Raw genomic sequence first — 21957 nt, forward strand, 5'->3', positions numbered from 1 at the left:
TACCGGGGCTCCGCTTCTTACGTCCCGAGTCACCGCAGATCAGCGCGTACTTGTCAGCGCCTCCGAAGCCGTAACTTCACGGCCTTGGGCTTTGGCCCAGAGGTTGGCGAAGGCCTGCGAGCGGATCAGGTGCATCCAGTCCGGACGGTACAGCTCCCGGTTGTAGTTCGACTCCCCCATCGTGGAGACGAACTTCGAGTACATCGCCTTCACATACTCCAGCATCGCCTCGTCCCCGCCGGCGATCGCGGTGTCGCGAGCATCCTTGAGCGCGATCCGGAACTTCTCCAGCAGGCTCTCCGTCGCGCCCGAGGTGAACGACTCGTGGATCTCGGGAGGTTCACACAGGGCGTACTTCGGACCCGAGAGCCGCAGCAGCAGGCGCAGGGTCGGCTCGGTCACCCACAAGGGGCCGGGCTCGTCACGGTCGCCGATCGGGTTGGGCAGATACGCACCATGCTCCCATGCCGGCGGAGTGATCAGGTGGACCCCGGCCCGGCGCCGGTCATGCCCGCCGCCGGTGGAGTGCTCAAGCTGGCCGAGCGGCAGGTGTGTCTTGAGGGCGGAAAGGTAGGCGCCGTTGATGTCCAGGGCCGTCACCTCGTGCCAGCCTGCGGGCAGTTCGGGGCGGGTCCACCTGGGGCGGGCCTCCCAGATCTGGTCGGCACCGCGCGCGGACTGCTTGCGCAGGATGTCCGGGATCCAGGGGTGGGCAACGATGGCGTAACGGCCGCCCTTGCGGCAGTCGTCCAGCAGGGCCATCGCATCCGGGATCGCCCGCTTGACCAGGGCCGCGGTCGCCGCCTCCACATCACCCTCATGCGCCTCGAGCGCCTCGGCCACAGCCACCGCGATCGCGTCGGACGACGGGTCGGTGGTGGACGCAGCCCGCACACGCCGGCCGGTGGGCGCGGCCTGTACGGGTTTCGTCGTGCGGCTCTGCGGCCGCCGGGCGGGTGGGGGCTCTGGGGTGGCGCACTGGGCGGGGTCGAGGTGCTGGGGGAAACCGGCGACCTGGTCGCGGGCAAGCTGCCCGCACAGGACACACGGCTCGGGCACGGCCAGGGCCTCGACATCGTCGGCTTCCGGCACCGGGTACGGCTGATCAGCCGTACCCGGCCGCTCCGCAGCCGTCGCAGCACCGCCGCCCGACGTGGCGGGCCCGGCTTGAGGGAGGTCGGTGTGAGCAGCGGTTTCGGCCTGCCGGGCGGCATCAGGGTCGGCGAGCTTGGCCTGAACGCCTTTGAGGAAGTAGGCGTAGCGCTCACGGACCTCACCGGCCGGGTCGCGGCCCGCTTCCCAGCCGCCGACCGTGGAGGGACTCACTCCCAGCGCCCGGGCCACCTGCGCGCGGGAGAGGTCCAGTGCTTCACGCAGGGCGCGGCGCTGCTCGACCGGGGGCAGTTCGGCCTCTTTGCGGGCCGCGGCGAGCAGGGCGTCGATCGCCTCGAACTGCGGTTTCACCGCGCCTCTCCCTTCACGGGCGGCCGCCGCCGTCCGGCGCGGCGCGCGTCGGGCAGTGCCTCGCACGCCCGGGTCGGGCCCGCCAGGAAGTCCAGGACATCCATGCCGTAGTGCACGGCCAGCGCCTCGCAGTCGGCCAAACTCCAGGCGGCGGCCCCAGACTGACGGCGGCTCACCTGCGCCTGTGTCACCCCCAGCGCCTCAGCCAGTCTAGCCTGCGACTCGCCCGAGGCATGCATCAGTGCCGCCACCACCAGCCGCACCCGTTCCGGCAAGGGCATTCCCATGACCTCTACTCTACCAGAGTCATGCTATTAATGCATTATTTATGAGTGATTTGCATAGCTTTCTTGTGGTGGCCCGCGGTCCCGGAGGGCGGGTTACGGCTGGCGGGCGCCGCGGTGCATCGGGTCTCCGCACCCGGGCACACCGCCGCGGCGGTCGCGTCCCGCGAGGTGGTGCAAGCGATCAGGCACTTTGCCCTCCGATACCCGGACCGCGATGATCTCCGCGCCAGTGCGGCACGCGAAGTGCCCCGGTCACGCGCCGGAAAGTGCCCCGCCCGGTCGAAGTCCCCGGCGTGACCTGCGAGTTCCGGTCCGTTGATCGGCTGCACCACCCGGAGGGACGCCATCGCCGCGGCCACGTGTCCGAGAGCGAAGTCCGTCCCCACCGTGATCGCGTGGTGCGGGTCAGGGCACCAGCGGGTTGTCCCGGGTGAGCTCGATGGTGTGCATCTGGCGGCGCAGCTGCGCGGGCAGGGACGGCAGGTGCGTCGACGAGGACTAGCTGCGTCAGGTCGCGGCCGAGGCCCTGGGCGAGGTCTACTTCCGCGACAACGGCCGCCGCGCCCACGGCCTCGAAGTGAAGCTCACCGACGTCCTCGACCTCGAATTCGAGCTGTAGCCAGGCCGGCGCAGGTGGTCGGTGGTGAGGGTGAGGCGGTCACGCCCGGCAGCCGCAGCGCTCGTCAGCACCCGCCGTGGTACGGCCCTGTGCCCTGGCTGTGCAGGCGGGCGCCGGACGATGATGGGGCCCTGGCGCCGCGCGTGACTCTTGACCGTCAGGCGCGCCCGGTAAGGGCACTGAGCAGGGAACGGCATCGGGGAGAGCGGGCAGCAGGGGCGTTGCGGACCATGCCGCTGGCCGGGGAGCTGACCGCGTCGCTGATCAACCGGGTCGCGGCCCGCTACGACTCGACCCGCATGCCGTCACGCCAACGCCCCGTTCGCATGCGCCGCAGCGAGACTGTTGCCGTCCCCGGGCTGCAGGCCAGGGCACAACCGCCTGACGGCCCGGCGGGACGCTGCGGGCGCCGAGCAGACGAGATAGCGGATCTTTGCTGGGATCCAGGTCGCTGGCCGGCTGCTGCCCGGTTAACTTCTGCTCCGCCACGCGTACGCGGGGCCCGCAGTCACTCGCGTCTGCTGCCGGGGAGAGCGTGCCTGTGGCCCGCTTCCGTCTCAACACCAGCGGCGTCCTGCTCCAAGCGCGTCGGGGTCGGGGCAGCCCAGGGAAGTGAACACTCTTGCCGAGATCCTCAACGGCGTGGCTGGAACCGCAGATGTCCGCGGCAGAGGTCTGGGACAGGAAGCATGACGCTGTCCTGCCCCGGCCGAGCACCCTCAGGTAGGAGTGAGCCCGGCCGGAGAACAATGGCGCCGTGGCCGCCGAATGATGATCGGCGGCCAGCCCTTTCGTCAGCGGTTCGCGTCCGACGTGGGCGGCGCCTTCCAGATCCACGTGCAGGTACGCACTGAACCGGAAGTCTCAGAGACAGCGTCCGCCGATCGATCAGATCGACATCCGGAAATCTCGCCGATACCACACCAACGGTGATGCGGTCGCCCCGCGCCCGCGCATTCCCGTGAGTTCACCGATCAGCAGTGTGTGGTCACCGACCGGTATCCGACTGTTCGCGGTGCACCTAAACGCGACCGTCACATCAGCGAGGTACGGCACCGTCGAGTCGGGCCAGTCCGCGAGGCGCACACCGGAGAACCGGTCCACGCCACTGGTGGCGAAGGTCCGGGCCAGATCCCTGTGGTCGCTCCCGAGGATGTTGATGGAGAATTCAGCGGCTTCGGACAAGGCCGGGAAGCAGCTGGACGTATGCGACATCCCTACGAGAACAAGCGGTGGCTCCAGCGAAACCGAGGTCACTGAGCTGGCAGTGAATCCCCAGGGACGCCCCTCCGTGTCCCGCGCCGTGACAATGGTCAACGGCGCGGCGAGCAACGACATGGCCTCGCGGAACTCCTCACCGTCCAGGGCAGGCGGGCTCCCTTCGACCTGTGTGCTCACCATGCGCACCTCCCGCTGAGAGCTATCGGCTGGACGAGGACTGCTGGGCGGCCTCGCGCGCCTGGGCCGCGAAGTCGTTCCGGCGCTCCGAGACCCACTGCTGCGACGCGCGCCGACTCTCCAGAGCGCCCGTGAAGTGCGGGGCCACATAGCGGGCGAGCAGTTCGTAGCTGCGCTTGGTCTGTTCGCGCGTGGCCCAGTCCTGGGTGTTGACCAGCAGGGTGCCGAACCCGCCGCTCTCGTCGAGCATGCGCTGGATCGCTTCGATCGCGTCGTCGACCGAGCCGATGATGGCCGTGCGTGTCTCCACCGCCACCTCGGCCTCGCGCCCCTCCGGCAGCTTCGCCTGGGCTCCGACGGTGTCCCGGACGTACTCCCGGAACCACCGGGCCATCCCGTCCTGGACCTGGCTCAGGGCCTCTTCCCGGGTTTCCGCGACATGTACACAGATGGCGACCCGCCACTTCGACCGGTCGACGGTCTTGCCGTACTTGGCCGCTTCGTCCTCCGCGGCCGCCCACAGCCGGGCCAACGGCGGTTCCTCCATCCCGGGCCGCCCGGCGAAGGTGAGGGAGGTCAGGCCGTACCGGCCCGCCAAGCGCATGCCCCGCTCGGATCCGGCACTGGCCACGGCCATGTCGAAGCACGGCTTGGTGTAGGGCTTCAGGTGCAGGCGGGCTTCTCGCAGCTCGAACCAGTCCGTCTTGACGGTGACCGGTTCGTCGCCGGTCAGCAGCTGCACCAGGGCGTCGAGGGACTCGGCCATCATGCGCCGCTGGTCGCCGGCCGCGATGCCCATCATGTGGGCATCCGCAGGCGACACCCCGGCGCCCATCCCGAACATGGCCCGCCCGCCGCTCTGGTGGTCGAGCTGCACGATGCGGTTGGCGGTGGTGAGCGGGTGGTGGTACGGCAGGCTGACGACACCCGTACCCAGTTTGATCCGGCGGGTCCGCTCGGCCGCGGCGGCCAGAAACAGCTCCGGCGAACTGACGGTGGACCAGCCGCCGGAGTGGTGCTCGCCCACCCAGGCCTCGTCGATGCCGAGCACGTCCAGCCACTCGATCAGGTCCAGGTCCCGCCAGAAGGCGGTCGTGGGGTCCTCGTCGAGCGAGTGGAACGGCGGGATGAACGCGCCGAAGCGGAGGGTCATCGCTGGCTTCCTTCGTCGTCGTGTCGTGAGTGCATGAGGGAGTCGTCGAGCCAGGTGTTCAGCTCGTCCACCAGACGGCGCAGTTGCGGCTGCTGCATGACGGTGTAGTGGTCGCCGGGCAGATCCACGACGTGTGAGTCGTCCGGGAACAGCTCCTGCCAGACGGCAACCACCGCCTCGGTGGCGCCGTCCTGGGCGCGGAAGAAGCGGACCGGGCCCTCGTAGGTCCCCGGCTGGTAGCGGAGCAGGGCCCGGAAATTGCGTGCGAACCGCTCGAAGATGGCGCCCAGGGTCTCGACGTCGATGTCGGCCGACAGCACTGACAGCCGGCGCGCCTCGGCGTGCAGCACGCCCAGCGCCTGGGTGTGTCCGCCGGCCCCGCGGAAGAAGTCTGCTCCGGGCTCCCAGGGCGTGTCATTGAGACCGCCGAGATCGCGGGCGAACCAGGACAGCAGTACGGCGTCGTCGACGTGCTCGTCATCTGTCGGTCCCGGCGGTTCCATCAGGTCGATGACGGCCAGATGTTCCACTGTCCGCCCTGCCCGGGCGAGTTGCTGGGCGATCTCCAGGGCCACAACGCCTCCCATGGACCAGCCGCCCAACCGGTAGGGACCGTCGGGGTCGACCGCCGTGATGGCCTCGGCATAGTGGGCGGCCAGGTCGGCGACGGTGGTCAACTCCGGGCCGTCGGGCACCTGGAGGGCGTAGAACGGCTGCTCTTCTCCGAGGAGCGCGGCGAGTTCGGCGTAACAGAGGACATCGCCGCCCACAGGGTGCACGAAGAACAGCGGGGGCCTGCTCCCCTCGGTCCGGATCGGAACGAGGGCCGTGCGCCGCAGACCTGCCCCCGCGTCCCGGACGGCTTCCGCGAGCAGCGCGATCGTCGGGCGGGCGAACAGGGTGGACAGGGGCATCGAACAGCCCAGACGACTGTGTATGCGCGCCATGAGGCGTACGGCAAGCAACGAGTTACCGCCGAGCGCGAAGAAGTCGGCGTGCACCCCGATGGGAGCGTCGGGGAAGAACTCGCCCCAGATCGCCGCGAGTTCCGACTCGACGTCGTCCCGTGGTGCGACCGCGGCACCGTCGTCGTCCGTATGCGCGCCTGGTACGGGCAGTGCCGTCCGGTCGACCTTGCCGTTGGCAGTGAGCGGCAGCCCGTCCAGAACGAGGATGTGCTGCGGCACCATGTACACGGGCAGCGTCTTGCCCAGCGCCTCCCGCAGCCTCCCCGGCGCGTCGAGCGGGTCGTGTCCCTCGTCCAGCACGGCGTACGCGACGAGTTGCTTGGCCCCCTGCCGCTCCCCCACTGCGGATACCACCGCGGCACGCACCCCGGCGCACTGCAACAGCGCGGCCTCGATCTCGCCGAGCTCGATCCGGTAGCCCTGGACCTTCACCTGGAAGTCCTCACGGCCCAGGAACTCGATGGTCCCGTCCGGCAGATAGCGGCCGAGGTCACCGGTCCGGTAGAGCCGCTCGCCGGTGGAGGGGTGCCGCAGGAACGCGGCGCGGGTCTTGGCCTCGTCGCCCAGGTAGCCGCGCGCGAGGCCGGCCCCGGCGATGTGAAGGTGGCCGGGCACCCACACGGGGCACGGTTGCATGGCGTCGTTGAGCACATGGAACTGCTGGCTGCACATTGGTGTGCCGTACGGGATGCTCGCCCAGGTCGGGTCGACCTCGCCGATGGGGTGGAGGATCGACCAGATCGAGGCCTCGGTCGCACCGCCCAGGCTCCACACGGCCGCGTCCGGCACCAGGGCGCGGATGCGGTCGGGAAGGGTGACGGGAATCCAGTCCCCGCTCATCAACACCGTGCGCAGCGCGAGCGTCCCGCTGTACCCCTCATTGAGGGCGTGCTCGGTGAACATCTCCATCAGTGAGGGGACGCTGTTCCACAGCGTGACCCCGTGATCGGTGACGAGTTGCGCCCAACGCGCGGGCTCCCGGTGGGCCTCGGGCTCTGGCAGCACGATCGCACCGCCGGCGGCCAGGATGCCGAAGACGTCATAGACCGAGAGGTCGAAGTTGAGCGCGGACAGGGCGAGCACCCTGTCCTCCTCAGTGACGCCGAAGCGCTCGTTGATGTCGAGCACTGTGTTCAGGGCACCGGTGTGCTCGATCATCACGCCCTTCGGCGTCCCAGTGGATCCTGAGGTGAAGATGACGTATGCCAGATCGTCCGGACGCGCGGCCGACGGCTCGCAGGGCCTTGCGTCCAGTGCCTCGACCTCGGGCCCATCGACGCTCAATCGCACGGTTTCGTCCGGCCACGCTGCCCGCTCCGCCACCCGGCTCTGGGTCAGGACGAGCGTGATGCCGGCCTTCTCCAGCAGCAGTCTCAGGCGCTCCTGAGGGACAGCCGCGTCGATCGGTACGTAGGCCGCTCCGGACTTCAGCACGCCGATGGTCGAGGCGACCTGTTCCCAGCCCTTCTCCATCACGATGCCGACGAACGAGCCCGGTCCCGCTCCCTGTCCGCGCAGCCAATTGCCCAGCCGATCGGTGTGCGCGTCGAGCTCCCCGTAGGTCAGTGTGCGGTCCGCCGCGATCACGGCGGTGCGTTCCGGGTGGGCGGCGGCCCGCTCGGTGAACGGCTCGTGCAGCAGCCCGGCGGGCAGCGGCGCGGAGGTGGCGTTGACGCCCCGGCGCAGGGCCAGGTCGGTGTCCGGTACCAGGACCGGGGCGGGGCGCTGCCAGGCCTGTTCGTCGTGGCACAGGCCGTGCAGGACGTCCACGTAGGCCGCGAACATCGCGTCGACCATGCCTTCGGGGAAGATCTCCTCGATGACGTCCCAGTTCACGATCAGTGCGCCGGCGTCCTCGACGACCTGGTGGTCCAGCCACACCTGGGGCGTGCGGATGGAGCTGGAGACCTCGCGGCCTCCTTGCCCGAGCGAGGTCAGATGCTGGGCGAGGCCCGTGGCGGCCGCGGAGTCCTCCTTGGCGGCAAAGTTCACCGTGCTCGCGAAGACCACGGGCATGGCGGCCCGGCCGGCGCCACCGCGAACCCGGTGCAGTTCGCGCAGCACCTCGACCCCGCTCACATGGTTGTGCTCCAGGTCGTTCCACAGCTGCTTCTGCACGCGGTCGGCGCGCAACGCGAAGCCGTCCAGAGCCGCGCTGTCGATCTCGAGCAAGGTGGTGGCGCTGAAGTTGCCTACCACGTTGCCGACGTCCGGGTGCAGGGGCAGCCGGTTGAAGAACAGAACATTGAGGGTGAACCGGCTCGACTTGCTCCAGGCCGCCAGGACCTGGGCGTACGCGGTGCACAGGGCCGCCGAGGGCGTGACGCCGACCGCTGCCGCGTACTTCTTGAACCGGGCCCAGTCCTCCGACGCGATCCGGTCCGAGCGGTGGGTGAACACCGGTCGGTCGAGGGAGGCGGGGTCCTTGGCCAGCGGCAGTTCGGGAGCAGGCGGGAGCGACTCGACGCGACCGCGCCAGTACTCGAGCGAGGCGGTGTGCAGGGCGGTGCCCTCGATGGACCGCGCGGTCACTACGTAGTCCCGGTAGGTGAGGGGGACTTCGGGCAGTACGGCAGACCCGTCGCGGTACGCAGTCGCCCATTCACGGAAGAGGAGAGACGTGCTCCACGCGTCGATGATCAGGGCGTCGAGGCCGATGTGCAGGCGGGTACGCCGCTCGTCGACCACAGTGGCCCGGATGTCGAAGAGCGGCCAGCACGTGGTGTCGAAGACCTGGTCCCTGACGTCCTCGTGGATCTCCCGCAGCAGCCGGTTGCGCTCCTCCTCGCCGTACGGGCGCAGGTCGGTGGTGCGTATCTCGTACGGCGGCACGTCGGCGAGCACCCGCTGGTGGCCGTCCTCCGTCATGACCGCGCGCAGCATGTCGTGACGCGCGACCATCGTCCGGAATGCCTCGGTGAGTCGGACCAGATCGACGTCTTCCACGTCGACCTCGATGAAGAAGTAGGTCGAGACGTTGCCGAGCTCGAAGGCGCTCGACCGTCCTACGAGGTAAGCCTGCTGAAGGTCTGTCAGTGGGAACGGCTCATACCGCGAGCTGTCGTCCGGGACGAGCACCGGGAGCCTGACACTCTCCGGGGCCGGCGTACCAGCCGTGTCGAAGCCTTCGGCCTCCTTGATCTCACCGAACAGGCCGAGGATCTCGGTGCCGAGCGTGTGCACACTGCGGCCGTCGAGGAAGATCACGAGGGGCAGGGAGACGCCCAGTCCGGCGGAGAGGGCCTCCTTGACCTCCAGGGCCATGAGCGAGTCCAGGCCGAGGTTCTGCAGCGGCTCATGCACGTCCAGATCGGTTTCGCTGCCGCCGAGAGCCCTGGCCACCGTGCGTGCCAGGAGTTCCCGGACCGCTCCGGGGTCCCGCGGCGACGCGGGCACGGCGGCGGACGCCACGGAGGCGGGTTGTGCCGTGTTCCTTTCCAGGGGGCGTGGTTCCTGCGGCTGGGCCCGCAGCAGCCGGTCGCGCTCCGCCCGCCTGAGGCAGACGCCGTCCGCCTCGGCCAGCAGCCGTCCCCGGTCGTCGTACAGCCGGACTTCGGCGAGCAGCATCGCGGAAGGGTCGGAGGACGGCAGCAGCCTCGCCCAGCAGTACGTCGGGCCGGTGCCGACGGAGCCGTGCAGCAGGAAGCGGTCGATACCCACCAGCATGTAGGTGGCGTCCGCCGGGCTCTCCGGGGGCAGGCAGGCGAACAGCGTCTGGAACAGTGCGTCCGTCAGACCGGGATGCAGCCGGTAGGCGTCGGCCTCCCCGGGCCGCGGCGGCCGCATGCGGGCGAATGCCTCGCCCGCACCGCTGTGGATGTGTTCGACCCACTGTGCCGAGGGGCCGAGATAGAGCTTGCGCCGCCACATGCGGCGGTAGAAGTCGTCGCCGGAGATCTCGGTCGTGAGCCGGCCGCGTACGGCGTCCAAGTCCTCGTCGGCCGGCGCCACGTCCGACGCCGGCCCCATCCTGCCCTGCGCGTGCAGGACCCACCGCGCTGCGTCGTCGTCCTGGGCGCCGGCGGCGAAGTAGCGGTAGGAGACGCGCTGTCCGCCGGCGGCGTCCTGGTCGACCACGAGTTGCACGTCGGTCTGCTCGCCGGGTTCCAGAATCATGCTCTGCAGGACCAGACAGTCCTCGACCAGCAACGGACCCGTGCCGTACAGCTCCCGGCCCGCCTCGAACGCCGCCTCCAGGTAGACACCGATGTTGACCACCGGGAGTCCGTCCATCACACAGTCGCCCAGGCACGGGTGTGCCTCGGCGCCGAGCCGGGAGTGGAACTGCACGGCAGGCAGCGGGGATGGGACGCGCTCGCCGAGCAGCGTCGGTGACAACCCGTCCGCGGGCACCCGCGCCGTCCCGGCCGCGGGCTGGGGACGGGTACTCGGCCGGAACCAGTGGCGGCCACGCTGGAAGGCGTACGTGGGCAGCTCGGTACGGCGTCGGCCGCGCCCGGCGTCGTACTGCTCCCAGTCGACGACGGCACCCAGCGTGTACAGGGCACCCAGGCTGTCCAGCGCGACCCGCCAGTCGTCGTGGCGGGGGCGCAGGGACGGCAGGAACACCGGCCGGCGGTCGTCCTGCTCCGGGTCCGCCGCGCCGGCCGCCTCGGCCGTCAGGAAGCGCTTGGCCATGCCGGTCAGCGTGGGGGCGGGCCCCATCTCCAGGAAGATTCGGTAGCCCTGCCGGTACAGGGTGGTCATGCCCTCGTGGAACCGCACGGCCTGGCGTGCGTGCTCGCGGAGATAGCAGGCCGTGAAGGCCTGCTCCCCCGTCAGGGGCTGTCCGGTGACGTTGGAGATGACCGGGATCCGGGGCGCCCGGAACGTCATCCCGGCCGCCTCCCGTTCGAAGGCGTCGAGCGCCGCCTCCATCAAGGGTGAGTGGAAGGCGCGGGTCACGGTCATCCGCTTCGCGCGCACTCCCTGGCCGGCCAGGGTGGACAGCAGGGCGTCCACTGCGGCCGCGGTGCCCGAGACGACGATGCTCTCGGGTCCGTTGACCGCCGCGATCGACAGTTCGGCCGCGAAGGGCTCCAGCGCCGTGGCCACCTGCTCCTCCGAGGCGAACACCGCGGCCATGGCGCCTTCGCCGGCGAGCTCGTGCATGAGCTGTCCGCGGCGCGTGGCGAGCCGCAGGGCGTCGTCGAGTTCCAGGACGCCGGCAACACAGGCCGCCACCAGTTCGCCGATGCTGTGGCCCAGGACGGCCGAAGGCTCAACGCCCCAGGAACGCCACAGCTCGGCGAGGGCGTACTCGACGGTGAACAGCGCCGGCTGCGTCCAGCACGTGTCGTGGATGAGGTCGGCATCCTCGGGCGCGGGATCGAGTACGGACAGCAGAGGGCGGTCCGTCAGCGGGCGCAGCACCTCGGCGCAGTGGTCGACGACCCGTCGGAAGACGGGTTCCGTCGTGTAGAGGGTGCGGGCCATGCCCGCGTACTGCGCGCCCTGCCCGGTGAAGAGGAAGACGACCTGGGGCCGGGACCCCGCCTGGACGTGCCCGCGGCGGATGCCTGCGGGCTGCTCGCCCGCGGCGGACGCGGCGAGCCGCTGCCCCATCTCCTCGGCGGAGGCGGCGGTCACCGCCAGCCGGTGTGGGAAGTGGGACCGGCCCGTGGCGGCGGTGAAGCAGAGGTCGCCCAGTTCGGCGTCCGTCGCGGCAGCAAGCCGGTCGCTGTACCGACCGGCGAGGGCGGTGAGCGCGGCCGGGCTCTTCGCGGAGAGCGTGAGGAGCTGCGCGGTGCGCTCCGGGACGACCGCTGCCGCCACCGGGACGTCGTCCGCGGGCGCCTCCTCGATGATCAAGTGGGCGTTCGTGCCGCTTGCGCCGAACGAACTCACCCCGGCGATACGGGGGTTCTCTCCGCGGGGCCACGGCACACCGCCAGTGGGGATCTCGACGGAGAGGTCCTCGATGCCGATCTCCGGGTTGACCTCGGACAGATGCAGGTGCGGTGGTATTCGCTCGTGCCGCAGGGACTGCACGACCTTGATGAGCCCGGCTACTCCGGCGGCCGGTTCCAGGTGACCGACGTTGGTCTTGACGGACCCGACCAGCAGCGGGCCCGCCTCGCCCCGGTCGCCGAGCACGGCGTCCAGGGCACGCAGTTCCAGCGGGTCACCGAGCGGAGTCCCGGTGCCGTGCGCCTCCACGTAGCCGATCTGCGCCGGTTCTACGGACGCGGCCCGCATGGCCTGGCGGATCACCGCTTGCTGGGCGGATGAGTTCGGCACGGTGACACCACTGCTGCGCCCGTCCTGGTTGACGGCGGAACCGCGGATGACGGCGAGGATCCGGTCACCCTGGGCACGGGCATCCGAGAGCCGCTTCAGCACGACGACTCCGCAGCCCTCGCTGCGCACGTAGCCGTCGGCGCTCGCGTCGAACGTCTTACACCGGCCATCCGCCGCGAGCATGTGCGCCTTGGACGCCACGACGAACCACTCGGGTGCCAGCAACACGTTGACCCCACCTGCCAGGGCCAGGTCCGTCTCGCCGGATCGCAGGCTCTGGCAGGCCAGGTGCGCCCCGACCAGGGAGGAGGAACAGGCGGTGTCGACGGACAGGCTGGGGCCGCTGAGGCCGAGCCAGTACGACAGCCGACCGGCCGCGAAGGTGGACGCATTGCCGGTAAGGCTGTAGGCCTCCAGGTCCACCGAGTCGACCTGCTGCATCTGCGCCTGCATGTAGTCGTAGGTGGTGATCCCGAAGTAGACGCCGGTGTCCGAGCCCATGAGCCCGGCCGGCGCCTGGCCCGCGTGTTCGAGGGCCTCCCAGCTGACCTCCAGCAGCAGGCGCTGCTGGGGATCGAGAGCGGCGGCCTCGCGGGGGGATATGCCGAAGAACGCCGGGTCGAACCGGTCGACCTGGTCCAGGAACCCTCCGCGTCGGGTGGACATCTTCCCCGGTGCGTCAGGAGCGGGGTCGTAGAACCTCCCGGCGTCCCAGCGGGAGGCGGGGATCTCGCCGATGCCGTCTCCGCCGCCCTCCAGGAACTCCCAGAACGCCTCGGGGCTGTCCGCGCCCCCCGGCATACGGCAGCCCATGCCGACAATGGCGATGGGCTCCGTCCTGGCCTGCTCCACCTCGTCGAGTTCGGCACGCAGCCTGCGGATCTCCCGCACGCTCTGCGCGAGGACGGACTGCCGTTCGAGACCGTGGTCTGTCATCGGGAACCTCCTGCGGTACGGGTCGAGGCGCGGACTTCTTCGGCCAGCAGAGCGAGGAGTTCCTCTTCCGGGAGATCGTCCATGGAGCCCGGTGCGGGCAGGACGGTTCGCGTGGCCGTGGGGGCTCCGGCATCCCGGGCCGCGTTCGGCAGCGGTGGCACCGGATCGGGGTCGGGCGCGACAGCCGGTTCGCCCAGCAGCCGCTCGGCGAGTCCCAGCAGATGGACGGAGAGCGCCCCGACCGAGGGGTGCTCGAACATGACGGGTGCCGGCAGCTTGCGCCCGAACCCGGCTTCGAGCCGTACCCGGACCCGGGCGGCGAGCATCGAGTCCATGCCCATCTGGAAGAAGCCGGCGTCGGGATCGATGCGCTCCGGGGCCATCTCGAGGATGTCGGCCACGGCGTTCCGCACGAACTCCACGACCAGGTTCCGCCGTTCGGTGCCGACCGCCGGGGCCAGGCGGTCGAGCAGCTCCGCCGCCGAGCCGCTCTGCGCCGGCGCGGACTGCGGCCGTGCGGGTTCCTGCGGCCGGAGGGCGGCCCGTTCGGTGACGACGGCGATGCGTCGCTCGCCGGGGTCGCGGAACCAGAACCGTTCGTGCTGCCAGGTGTATCCGGGGAGCGGGACCGGGCGCGCTCCGGTCGGCGCCGGCTGGTCCAGCGACACCGGGATGCCGTGCGTGTGCAGTGCGCCGAGGATTTCCAGCATGCCGTGCGTCTCGGGCTCGTCCCGCCGCATGGCCGGCAGAGCGAGTCCCTCCCGTTCGCTGAACTCGAAGCACTGCTCCACCGCGGACATCAGGACGGGGTGCGGGCTCATCTCGATGAACACGCCGTTGTCCCGGGCGATGAGCGTCTGGACGGCGTCCCAGAACAGCACGGGCTCCCGGAGGTTGCGCATCCAGTAGTCGGCGTCGAAGTCCGAACCGTCGGACCACTCCCCCGTCACCGTCGACAGGATGGGAATGCGGGAGGGGCGGGGTGACAAGTCGGCGAGATCGGCGAGGAGTTCGCTTCGCAGCGGATCCACCTGGGGGCTGTGCGAGGCGACGTCGACCTTCACCGGGCGGCAGAAGACATTGCGCTCGCGCAGGTTCTCCGCCAGGTCGACCAGGGTCTGCGGATCACCCGACAGCACGGTGGAGGTCGGGCTGTTGCTGACGGCCACGGACACCTTGTCCCGGCAGTCCTCGATGAGCCGGTCCGCCTCGTCCAGCGGCAGGGCCACGACCAGCATCGCTCCCTGGCAGCTGATGCGGCGCAGCAGGGCGCTGCGTCGGCAGATGATGCGGGCGGCGTCTTCCAGGGTGAGCGCTCCGGCGATGTGCGCCGCCGCCACCTCGCCCATGCTGTGTCCGACCACGGCGTCCGGTTCGAGGCCGAAGGAGCGACATCGTGCGGCGAGTCCGACGGCGAGGGCGAACAGTGCGGGCTGGATCAGATCGATGCGGTCGAGCTTCGCCGCATCGTCGATCCGCATGACATCGTCGATGATCGAACGGCCGCCGAGCCACGGGCGCATGGCGTCGTCGCACTCGGTCACCGCGGCCCGGAACACCGGGCAGGCTTCCAGCAGCTCCCGGCCCATCCCGGCCCGCTGGGACCCCTGCCCGGGGAGGACGAAGACGACTTTGTCGGCCACAGAGCTCGTGGCACGGCCCGTGACTACTCCGGCGGGCTCCTCTCCGTCCAGCCACCGCGTCAGCCGGTCCGCCGCCTCGATGTGCGAGCCGGCCACGACGGCGAGCCGGTGCTCGTGGCGGGTCCGGCGCACCGTCGCCGTGTGGACGATGTCCGCGAACCGGTGGGACTGTCCCCCGTCCGAGAGCAGGTGGTCGCGGTAGGCCCGCGCCATGGGCGCCAGCGCGTTGTCGGCGGCCGCGGACACCGGCAACAGCCAAGGGCCGTCGACCGCTGAGGGCCGGCCGTCCCCGCCTTCGGCGGCCGCCGGGGCAGGGCCGAGGATCACGTGCGCGTTGGTGCCGCCCGCCCCGAAGGAACTGACCGCCGCGTGGCGCTGCTCGTCGGGAACGTCCCAGGGGCGCAGGGAGGTCGGTATGGACAGCCGGGTCCCGTCGAGTTCGATGTGCGGGTTGACGGTGGAGAGGTGCAGGTGCGGCGCGACGGCACGGTGGTGGATGCTCAGTACCGTCCGGATCATCCCGGCCATGCCGGCACCGGCTTCCAGGTGGCCGATGTTCGTCTTCACCGAGCCGAGCGCGCACGGGACCGCTCCGGCGCCGGGATCGCCGTAGACCGCGCTGAGGGCTTCCACCTCGATCGGGTCGCCGAGCACCGTCCCTGTGCCGTGCGCCTCCAGCAGCGTCACCTGGGAGGGCTCGATGCGGGCGTTGCGCAGTGCCTGCGTGATCACGGCGCGCTGCGACAGTCCGTTGGGTGCGGTCAGCCCGTTGGTCAGACCGTCCTGGTTGACGGCGGATCCGTGGATGACGGCCCAGATCCTATCGCCGTCGGCCTCGGCGTCGGAAAGCCGCTTCAGTACGAGGGCCCCGATGCCCTCGCCACGGGCGTAGCCGTTGGCCTGCGCGTCGAAGGTCTTGCACCGGCCGTCGGGTGCGAGCGGCAGCCCCTTGGCGTGCGCCATGGCCAGGTTGGGCGACAGGATCAGGTTCATGCCGCCGACCACCGCCGCGTCACAGTCCTGGTTGCGCAGGCTCTGGCAGGCGAGGTGCACGGCCACGAGGGAGGAGGAACAGGCGGTGTCGACCGTCAGGCTGGGCCCGCGCAGGTCGAGCAGGTACGAGAGGCGGTTGGAGATGATGCAGTTCGTTCCGCCGACCACGGTGTAGGTGTCGATCGCGTCGGCGTCCTCCAACTGGAGCTGAAGGTAGTCCGAGGCGTTGGCGCCCACGAAGACACCGGTCTGGCTGGCCCGGATCTTCTCCCGGGTCAGCCCGGCGTCCTCCAGCGCTTCCCAGGCCACTTCGAGAAAGTGCCGCTGCTGCGGATCCATACGGGCCGCCTCGCGCGGCGATATGCCGAACAAGTACGGGTCGAAGCGGTCGACGCCGTCGATGAAACCGCCGTACGCCGGAGGGGCGCCGCCGTCGGCCGGCCTGCTGCTCGTCCGGCGAAGGTCCCAGCGGTCCTGCGGGATCTCCCCGATGGTGTCGACGCCTTCCGAGACCACCTTCCAGAAGGCGTCCGGCGACGTCACGCCACCCGGGAACCGGCATCCCATGCCGACGATGGCGATGGCTTCCCGCTTCGCCCGCTCCAGCATGTCGATCTTGCCGCGCAGCTGCCGGACGGCCGCGAGGGCTTTGGCGACCGTGGTGTCCGGGGCGGCTGTGGCCGCGTTCGGAACCGTCCCTGAGTTCGGAACCGTCCCTGATGTGCCGCTCATCAGATGGTCTCCATACGCTCGTTGAGCTCGGCGAGTTCACGTTCGAGGAGTTCTTCGGGGCTCTCGGCCGATGACGGCGCCCCACCGCCGCCCGCTCCGGTCGGTGCGGCCACAGGCGACTGGACGGTTGCGGCGTCGTCGTCGAGCTCCAGTCCCAGCTTTTCGGCCAGGAACGGGACGATGTCGTGAATCGTCGGGTAGTTCCAGATCAGCGTGGCCGACAGCCGGATTTCGAATGCCCCCTCGAGCCGGTTGCGCAGCTCCAGGGACATGAGGGAGTCGATCCCGAGGGACTTCAGCGGACGGTCCAGGTCGACCCTACGTGCGGGGAGTTTCACGACTTGGGCGACGTTCTCCCGCACCGCCGATTCCAGTGCTGTGCGGCGCTCGGGGCCTCTGGGCAGTGCTGCGACGGTGGCGCGCAGGCCGCCGGCCGGGGAGGCGAGCGGACCCTGTCCGTCCGCTGCCGGTGCCCCGGGTCGTGGCGCGGCCAGGACCGGCACGGACTTCAGCCGCACGATCCGCAGCCCGAGGACCTCGACGAGCAGTGTTCCGTCCAGGCCGTACACCAGGACGTCGACCTCACGCTGACCACTGCCGCCTGCGCGAGAGGCGGCGTGCGCCCACACCTCGCCCTGGACCGTCCCGTGGACCGTCACCTGGCTCATGCCTTCGCTCAGGAATCCGCCCGCCGCCCGCCACTCGCTCCCGAGGAGTGGTGCCACGGCCGACTGCAGCGCGGAGTCGAGGAGCGCGGGGGGCACGACGTACCCAGCGCCGTGGAGCTGTGCCGGGGCATCGACGCGGACCCTCGCCAGCGCTTCGGCGTCGGTGCGCGCGATGTGGCTGATGCCCCGGAAGGCGGGGCCGTACTCGAGACCGCAGGCGGCCAGCGCCCGGTAGTAGTCGGGTCCGTCGAGCGCATCGTTCATCCGCTCGACCAGGCGGCTGATGTCGGCCGGTTCCGGGCCCTGGTCGAGGTCGGCCGCCGACAGCGAGGCCTGGGCCACGCAGACGGGACCGTTCTCCTCGGGGACGAAGAAACGTATTCGGGCTTCCCGTTCCCGCGAGCCCTCCAACACCACCTGAACTCGCGCGAGTCCGCTCTCGGGAAGGATCATCGGCTGCTGGAAGAGCACGTCAGACAGCGCGTGCCCGTCGCCCTCCAACACCTGGCGGGCCGCCGCGAGGGCCATCTCCACGAACCCCGCCCCAGGTACCACCGCGGCCCCACCGATCCGGTGGTCTCCCATGGCCGCTGTCTCGGTGCCGAAGTCCATCTGCCAGTAGTGGGTGCCCGGTTGAACGGCAGAGTCGATCCGCTCGCCGAGCAGTCCCCGGCGCGGCCCGAGTTCGGCGGCCGCGCGGGGCACCTGTCCGGATGCCTCGTGCCAGAAGCGCTCTCTCTGCCAGGGGTAGTGCGGCAGCTTCCGCCGGCGCCGAGCGGGAGTCAGCGCCCGGTCGACGCGCGTCGCGGCACCCAGCACATGCAGCCGTCCGAGAGACGCGAGCAGCGTGTCCCGCTCATTCTCGTTCCGGCGCAGCGAGGGGAGCACCGTTGCCCCGCCGCCGATCTCCGCGGCGACCTGCTCCACTGCGGGGAGCAGAATGGGGTGCGGGCTCATCTCGACGAAGGCGTGCACCCCTTCCTGTACGAGACGGGCGACCTGGTCACCGAAGAGCACGGGTTCGCGCAGGTTGTCGACCCAATAGCTCTCGGTCATCCGCATGCCGTCCGTGACGGCACCGGTGACGGTCGAATAGACCGGTACGGTCCCCGGGCTGGGGGCCAGCCCCTCCAGAGCCGCCAGGAGATCCGGTCGCAGCGGGTCCATCTGTGGGCTGTGCGAGGCGACGTCTACCTTGACCCAGCGGCAGAACACCTCTCTGCCCTCAAGTTGCCCGGCGATCTCGGTCAGGACCTCCCGGTCACCGGAGAGCACCGTGGAGCGTGGGCTGTTGTTGACGGCGACGGAGACTGCGCTCTCCCGGCCGACGAGGATCTCCCGCGCCTCCTCCATAGTGAGCTCGACGGCGAGCATCGCGCCCTGCCCGCTGGTACGGCGCAGCAGGCGGCTGCGCAGGCAGATGATCCGCGCCGCATCCTCGATACTCAGCACTCCGGCGACGTGGGCGGCCGCGACCTCCCCCATGCTGTGACCGACCACCGCGTCCGGCTCCACACCCCAGGAACGCCACAGGGCGGCCAGTGCGACCTCGACGGCGAACAGCACGGGCTGGACAACGTCGATCCGGTCGACCGTCAGTTCCGTGTCGGCGGACGCCAGTTCGGCTTCGATCGACCAGTCCACGAAGGCGCGGGCCGCCACGTCGCACGCGCGGATGGCGGCGTGGAACACCGGCTCTTGGCGCATGAGTTCCCTGCCCATGCCGATCCACTGGGAGCCCTGGCCGGGGAAGACGAAAGCGACCTTGGGTCTGTCTTCCGCCGCGCGGTCGGAGGCGTACAGCCCAGCCGGGTTCTCGCCGCGTGCGTAGGCCGACAGTGCCTCGGTGAGCTCTGCCTCGCTCCGCGCCGGGAGCGCGAGCCGGTAGGGGTGGTGGGCCCTGCGCAGGGCCGCCTGTGCCAGGGCCGGCAGGCCACCGGTCCTGTCGCTCGCCTCCGGACCGGGAGCGCCGAGGGTGTCGGCCACACTGCCGGCGAGCTCGCGCAAGGCCTCGGGGGACTTGGCGGACAGGGTGAACAACTCGCTGACCGACTCGTCCCACACGCCCGGCAGCCGTACCTTCGTTCCGAGTCGCGCGAGCGCTTCCAGGGTCTCGGCCAGTCCCGTGCGGTCGTCCTCGTCGCGGCGCATCGTGGTCATGACGGTGGCGGTACGGCCGAAGTCGTCGACGCTCTGCTGCAGAGCAGGGGCGAGCACCGGGTTGGCACTGATCTCCACCAGGACGTCGAACTTCTCGCTCAGCAGATGTGCCGTAGCGTCGGCGAGCCGGACCTGTTCCCGCAGGTTCCGCACGAAGTAGGTCGGGCCGACGTCCCGCCAGTCCAGGGGACGTCCTGTCACCGAGGAGATGACGGGGATGCGGCCGGGCCTCGCCGTCAAACCTGCGAGAGCCTGCTCCAGGTCCGCCATGATGGGGTCGATCGCGGGGCTGTGAGCCGGCAGGTCAACGCGGATCATGGCGCACAGCACCCCCTCCGTCTTCAGCCGGGCGACGAGTGCCTCCAGCTCCGTGCGGTTGCCCGCCAGTGCCGTGGTGCGCGGGCCGTTGCGAGTCGCGATGCACACCGAGGAGTTCAGCCCGGCCAGGCGCTCCTCCAGTTCGGTCGCCGAGAGCTCGACCACGGCCATGCCGCTGTCCGGGCCGGCCACGCGGCGCTGCTGGTCGCTGTAGTGGTGAACGAGCCGTACGGCATCGGGCAGGTCGAGCACACCGGCGATGACGCACGCGGCGATCTCGCCGAGGCTGTGGCCGACCACGGCGCCGGGCCGTACGCCCGCGGCCTCCAGCCATGCGGCAATGCCCACCTGGATCGCGAAGACAACGGGCTGCATAACCCCGACGTCACCCGTGCGGGCCCGCTCCTCGTCCAGGAACAGCTCTTCCACGAGCGACCACCCCGTGTACCGCGCGAGTTCCCGGTCGCACTCATCGAGGACCGACCGGAAGACCGGCTCGGTACGGAAGAGGTTCCGCGCCATGCCGATCCACTGCTGCCCATACGGCGAGCAGACGAACGCAATCCGGGGACGCCCTGGAATGCCACGTGCGGCGACTTCGGGCAGAGTGGCCGGGGCCGGCTCCTGATGGCCCTCGACCACCACGTGGACGTTGGTGCCGCCCCAGCCGAAGGCGCTCACCCCGGCGTACATCCCGCCTTCGGCAGGCCATGACTCGGCCTCCGTCGGCACCTTGAGCCGCAGTTCGTCGAAGGGAATGTGCGGGTTCGGGGACTCGAAGTGCAGGTTCCGCGGCACACGTCGGTGCCTGAGCGCCAGGGCGGCCTTGATGAAGCCTGCGATTCCCGCTGCGGCTTCGAGGTGACCCACGTTGGTCTTCACGGAACCGATGCGAAGCGGCCGGTCCTCCGGTCGGCCCCTCCCGAGCACCGCTCCGAGGGCCATGGCCTCGATCGGGTCGCCTAGCGCGGTGCCGGTGCCATGCGTCTCAACGTAGTGCACCTGTTCCGGATCTACCCCAGCGCGGCGATAGGCAGCTCGCAGCACGTCTTCCTGCGCTGCAGGGTTGGGGGCGGTGAGCCCGTTGCTCAAGCCGTCGTTGTTGGCGGCGGTGCCGCGAATCGTGCACCAGATGTCGTCCCCGTCCGCCAGGGCCCGGGACAGCGGCTTGAGGACGACGACTCCACAGCCCTCACCACGACCGAAGCCGTCGGCCCGAGCGTCGAACGCCTTGCACCGGCCGTCCGGGGACAGTCCGCCGAACTTGCTGAGGGACACCATGGTCTCGGGGCTCAGCAGCAAGTTGACCCCGCCCGCGATAGCCATCGACGACTCGCCGCTCCAGATGCTCTGGCAGGCGAGGTGCAGAGCCAGCAGGGAGGACGAGCAGGCGGAGTCGAGTACGACGCTGGGGCCGCGGAGCCCGAGAACGTACGACAGCCGGTTGGCGACCATGTTCAGGGCACGCCCTGTGGCGGAGTGCGAAGACAGACTTCCCGGATCGCCGCAGGCGAGGTCGGCGTAGTCGTGCCAGATCGCCCCGGCGAACACTCCGGTGTCGCTGCCGGTGAGACTGCTCTCCGTGATCGACGCGTCCTCGAGTGCTTCCCAGGCGACTTCGAGGAAAAGCCGCTGTTGCGGATCCATTTCTTGGGCTTCCCTTGGGGAAATCCCGAAGAAAAGCGGATCGAATTCGTCCAACCGCCCGTCCAGAAATCCGGCTTCGGTGGTCGTCATGCCATCCCGGAGAACTGGATCACCAGCACCCGGCGAATTGAACCCCCACCTCCCCTCGGGAACATCCCTGACCGCGTCCTCACCGGCTTCCAGTAGCCGCCAGAACGCTTCAAGACTATTCGCACCGGGGAATCGGCACGCCATACCGACGACTGCGACGGGCTCCTCCGTACGGCGATCGGTCCGGGTCGGCAGCCGCCTCGCAGCCTCGGATTGCAGGGTCGCCGCTTCTCCGGCGGCCACCCTGTCGGCCAGTGCCTCAATGGTCGGATGAGCCCACAGGAGTGCAGGTGACCACTGCTTTCCCGTTGCTCGGGAGAGCGCTGCCATGAGGCTCGTGGCACGCATCGAGTCCATCCCCGCACTGGAGAAGAGCTCGTCGTCGCGGACTTCGTCGATGGCCCGGCCCACCAGTGCGGCAACCTCGGCACGAAGCCATGCGGAGACACCCTCGGGTGTCTCCAGGTCAACACCGATCGCTGCTCCATCGGCATCACGTAATGACACCGCTTACCCCCGTCCTAACGACGCCGGATGCCCAGCACCCACATTAGGAAATAGACAGTGAAGAATCTTCAATCCTCGGACTGAACCCGGACCATTGCCCACGGTTACCAGATCGGGCCGCCCGACGATGAAGA

At 70.1% G+C, this 21957-nt stretch carries 7 protein-coding genes and 1 pseudogene; 1 reads left to right on the plus strand and 7 read right to left on the minus strand.

Annotation, left to right across the window (positions count from 1 at the left end; all coding sequences use genetic code 11):
* Window positions 1-39 precede the first annotated feature (39 nt).
* Together ACWD3C_RS39740 and ACWD3C_RS39745 are read right to left on the minus strand one after the other, a co-directional pair.
* Window positions 40-1464, minus strand: coding sequence for a helix-turn-helix domain-containing protein (locus ACWD3C_RS39740; RefSeq protein ID WP_451152074.1), 1425 nt, complete (start codon window positions 1462-1464; stop codon window positions 40-42).
* The gene (locus ACWD3C_RS39745; protein WP_451152076.1) at window positions 1461-1751 is read right to left on the minus strand and encodes an XRE family transcriptional regulator; all 291 of its coding nucleotides are present in this window, start codon (window positions 1749-1751) and stop codon (window positions 1461-1463) included. Before ACWD3C_RS39745 ends, ACWD3C_RS39740 begins: the two co-directional genes overlap by 4 nt.
* 502 nt (window positions 1752-2253) lie before the next feature.
* Between ACWD3C_RS39745 and ACWD3C_RS39750 the strand changes: the two are divergent.
* Window positions 2254-2370 (plus strand): annotated as a pseudogene (locus ACWD3C_RS39750) (telomere-protecting terminal protein Tpg); the annotation flags it as partial.
* 888 nt (window positions 2371-3258) lie between these two features.
* On the opposite strand, the gene ACWD3C_RS39755 reads toward ACWD3C_RS39750, so the two are convergent.
* The 5 genes from ACWD3C_RS39755 to ACWD3C_RS39775 are packed head-to-tail and all read right to left on the minus strand — an operon-like array spanning window position 3259 to window position 21823.
* Entirely contained in the window at window positions 3259-3771 is a 513-nt protein-coding gene (locus ACWD3C_RS39755) for a flavin reductase family protein (RefSeq protein ID WP_451152078.1), read from the minus strand.
* 19 nt (window positions 3772-3790) lie between these two features.
* Entirely contained in the window at window positions 3791-4921 is a 1131-nt protein-coding gene (locus ACWD3C_RS39760; RefSeq protein ID WP_451152080.1) for an LLM class flavin-dependent oxidoreductase, read from the minus strand.
* Window positions 4918-13065 (minus strand): hybrid non-ribosomal peptide synthetase/type I polyketide synthase, encoded by an 8148-nt coding sequence (locus ACWD3C_RS39765; RefSeq protein ID WP_451152082.1) that lies wholly within the window; start codon window positions 13063-13065, stop codon window positions 4918-4920. The genes ACWD3C_RS39760 and ACWD3C_RS39765 overlap by 4 nt, the downstream gene beginning before the upstream one ends.
* Window positions 13062-16433 carry a type I polyketide synthase gene (locus ACWD3C_RS39770; RefSeq protein ID WP_451152084.1) on the minus strand — a complete coding sequence of 1124 codons (3372 nt, stop codon included), beginning with the start codon at window positions 16431-16433 and terminating at the stop codon, window positions 13062-13064. Before ACWD3C_RS39770 ends, ACWD3C_RS39765 begins: the two co-directional genes overlap by 4 nt.
* Complete coding sequence (locus tag ACWD3C_RS39775; RefSeq protein WP_451152086.1) at window positions 16433-21823, minus strand: acyltransferase domain-containing protein; 5391 nt, start codon at window positions 21821-21823, stop codon at window positions 16433-16435. The genes ACWD3C_RS39770 and ACWD3C_RS39775 overlap by 1 nt, the downstream gene beginning before the upstream one ends.
* Window positions 21824-21957: the final 134 nt, after the last annotated feature.

Source organism: Streptomyces sp. NPDC002845, assembly GCF_053591955.1.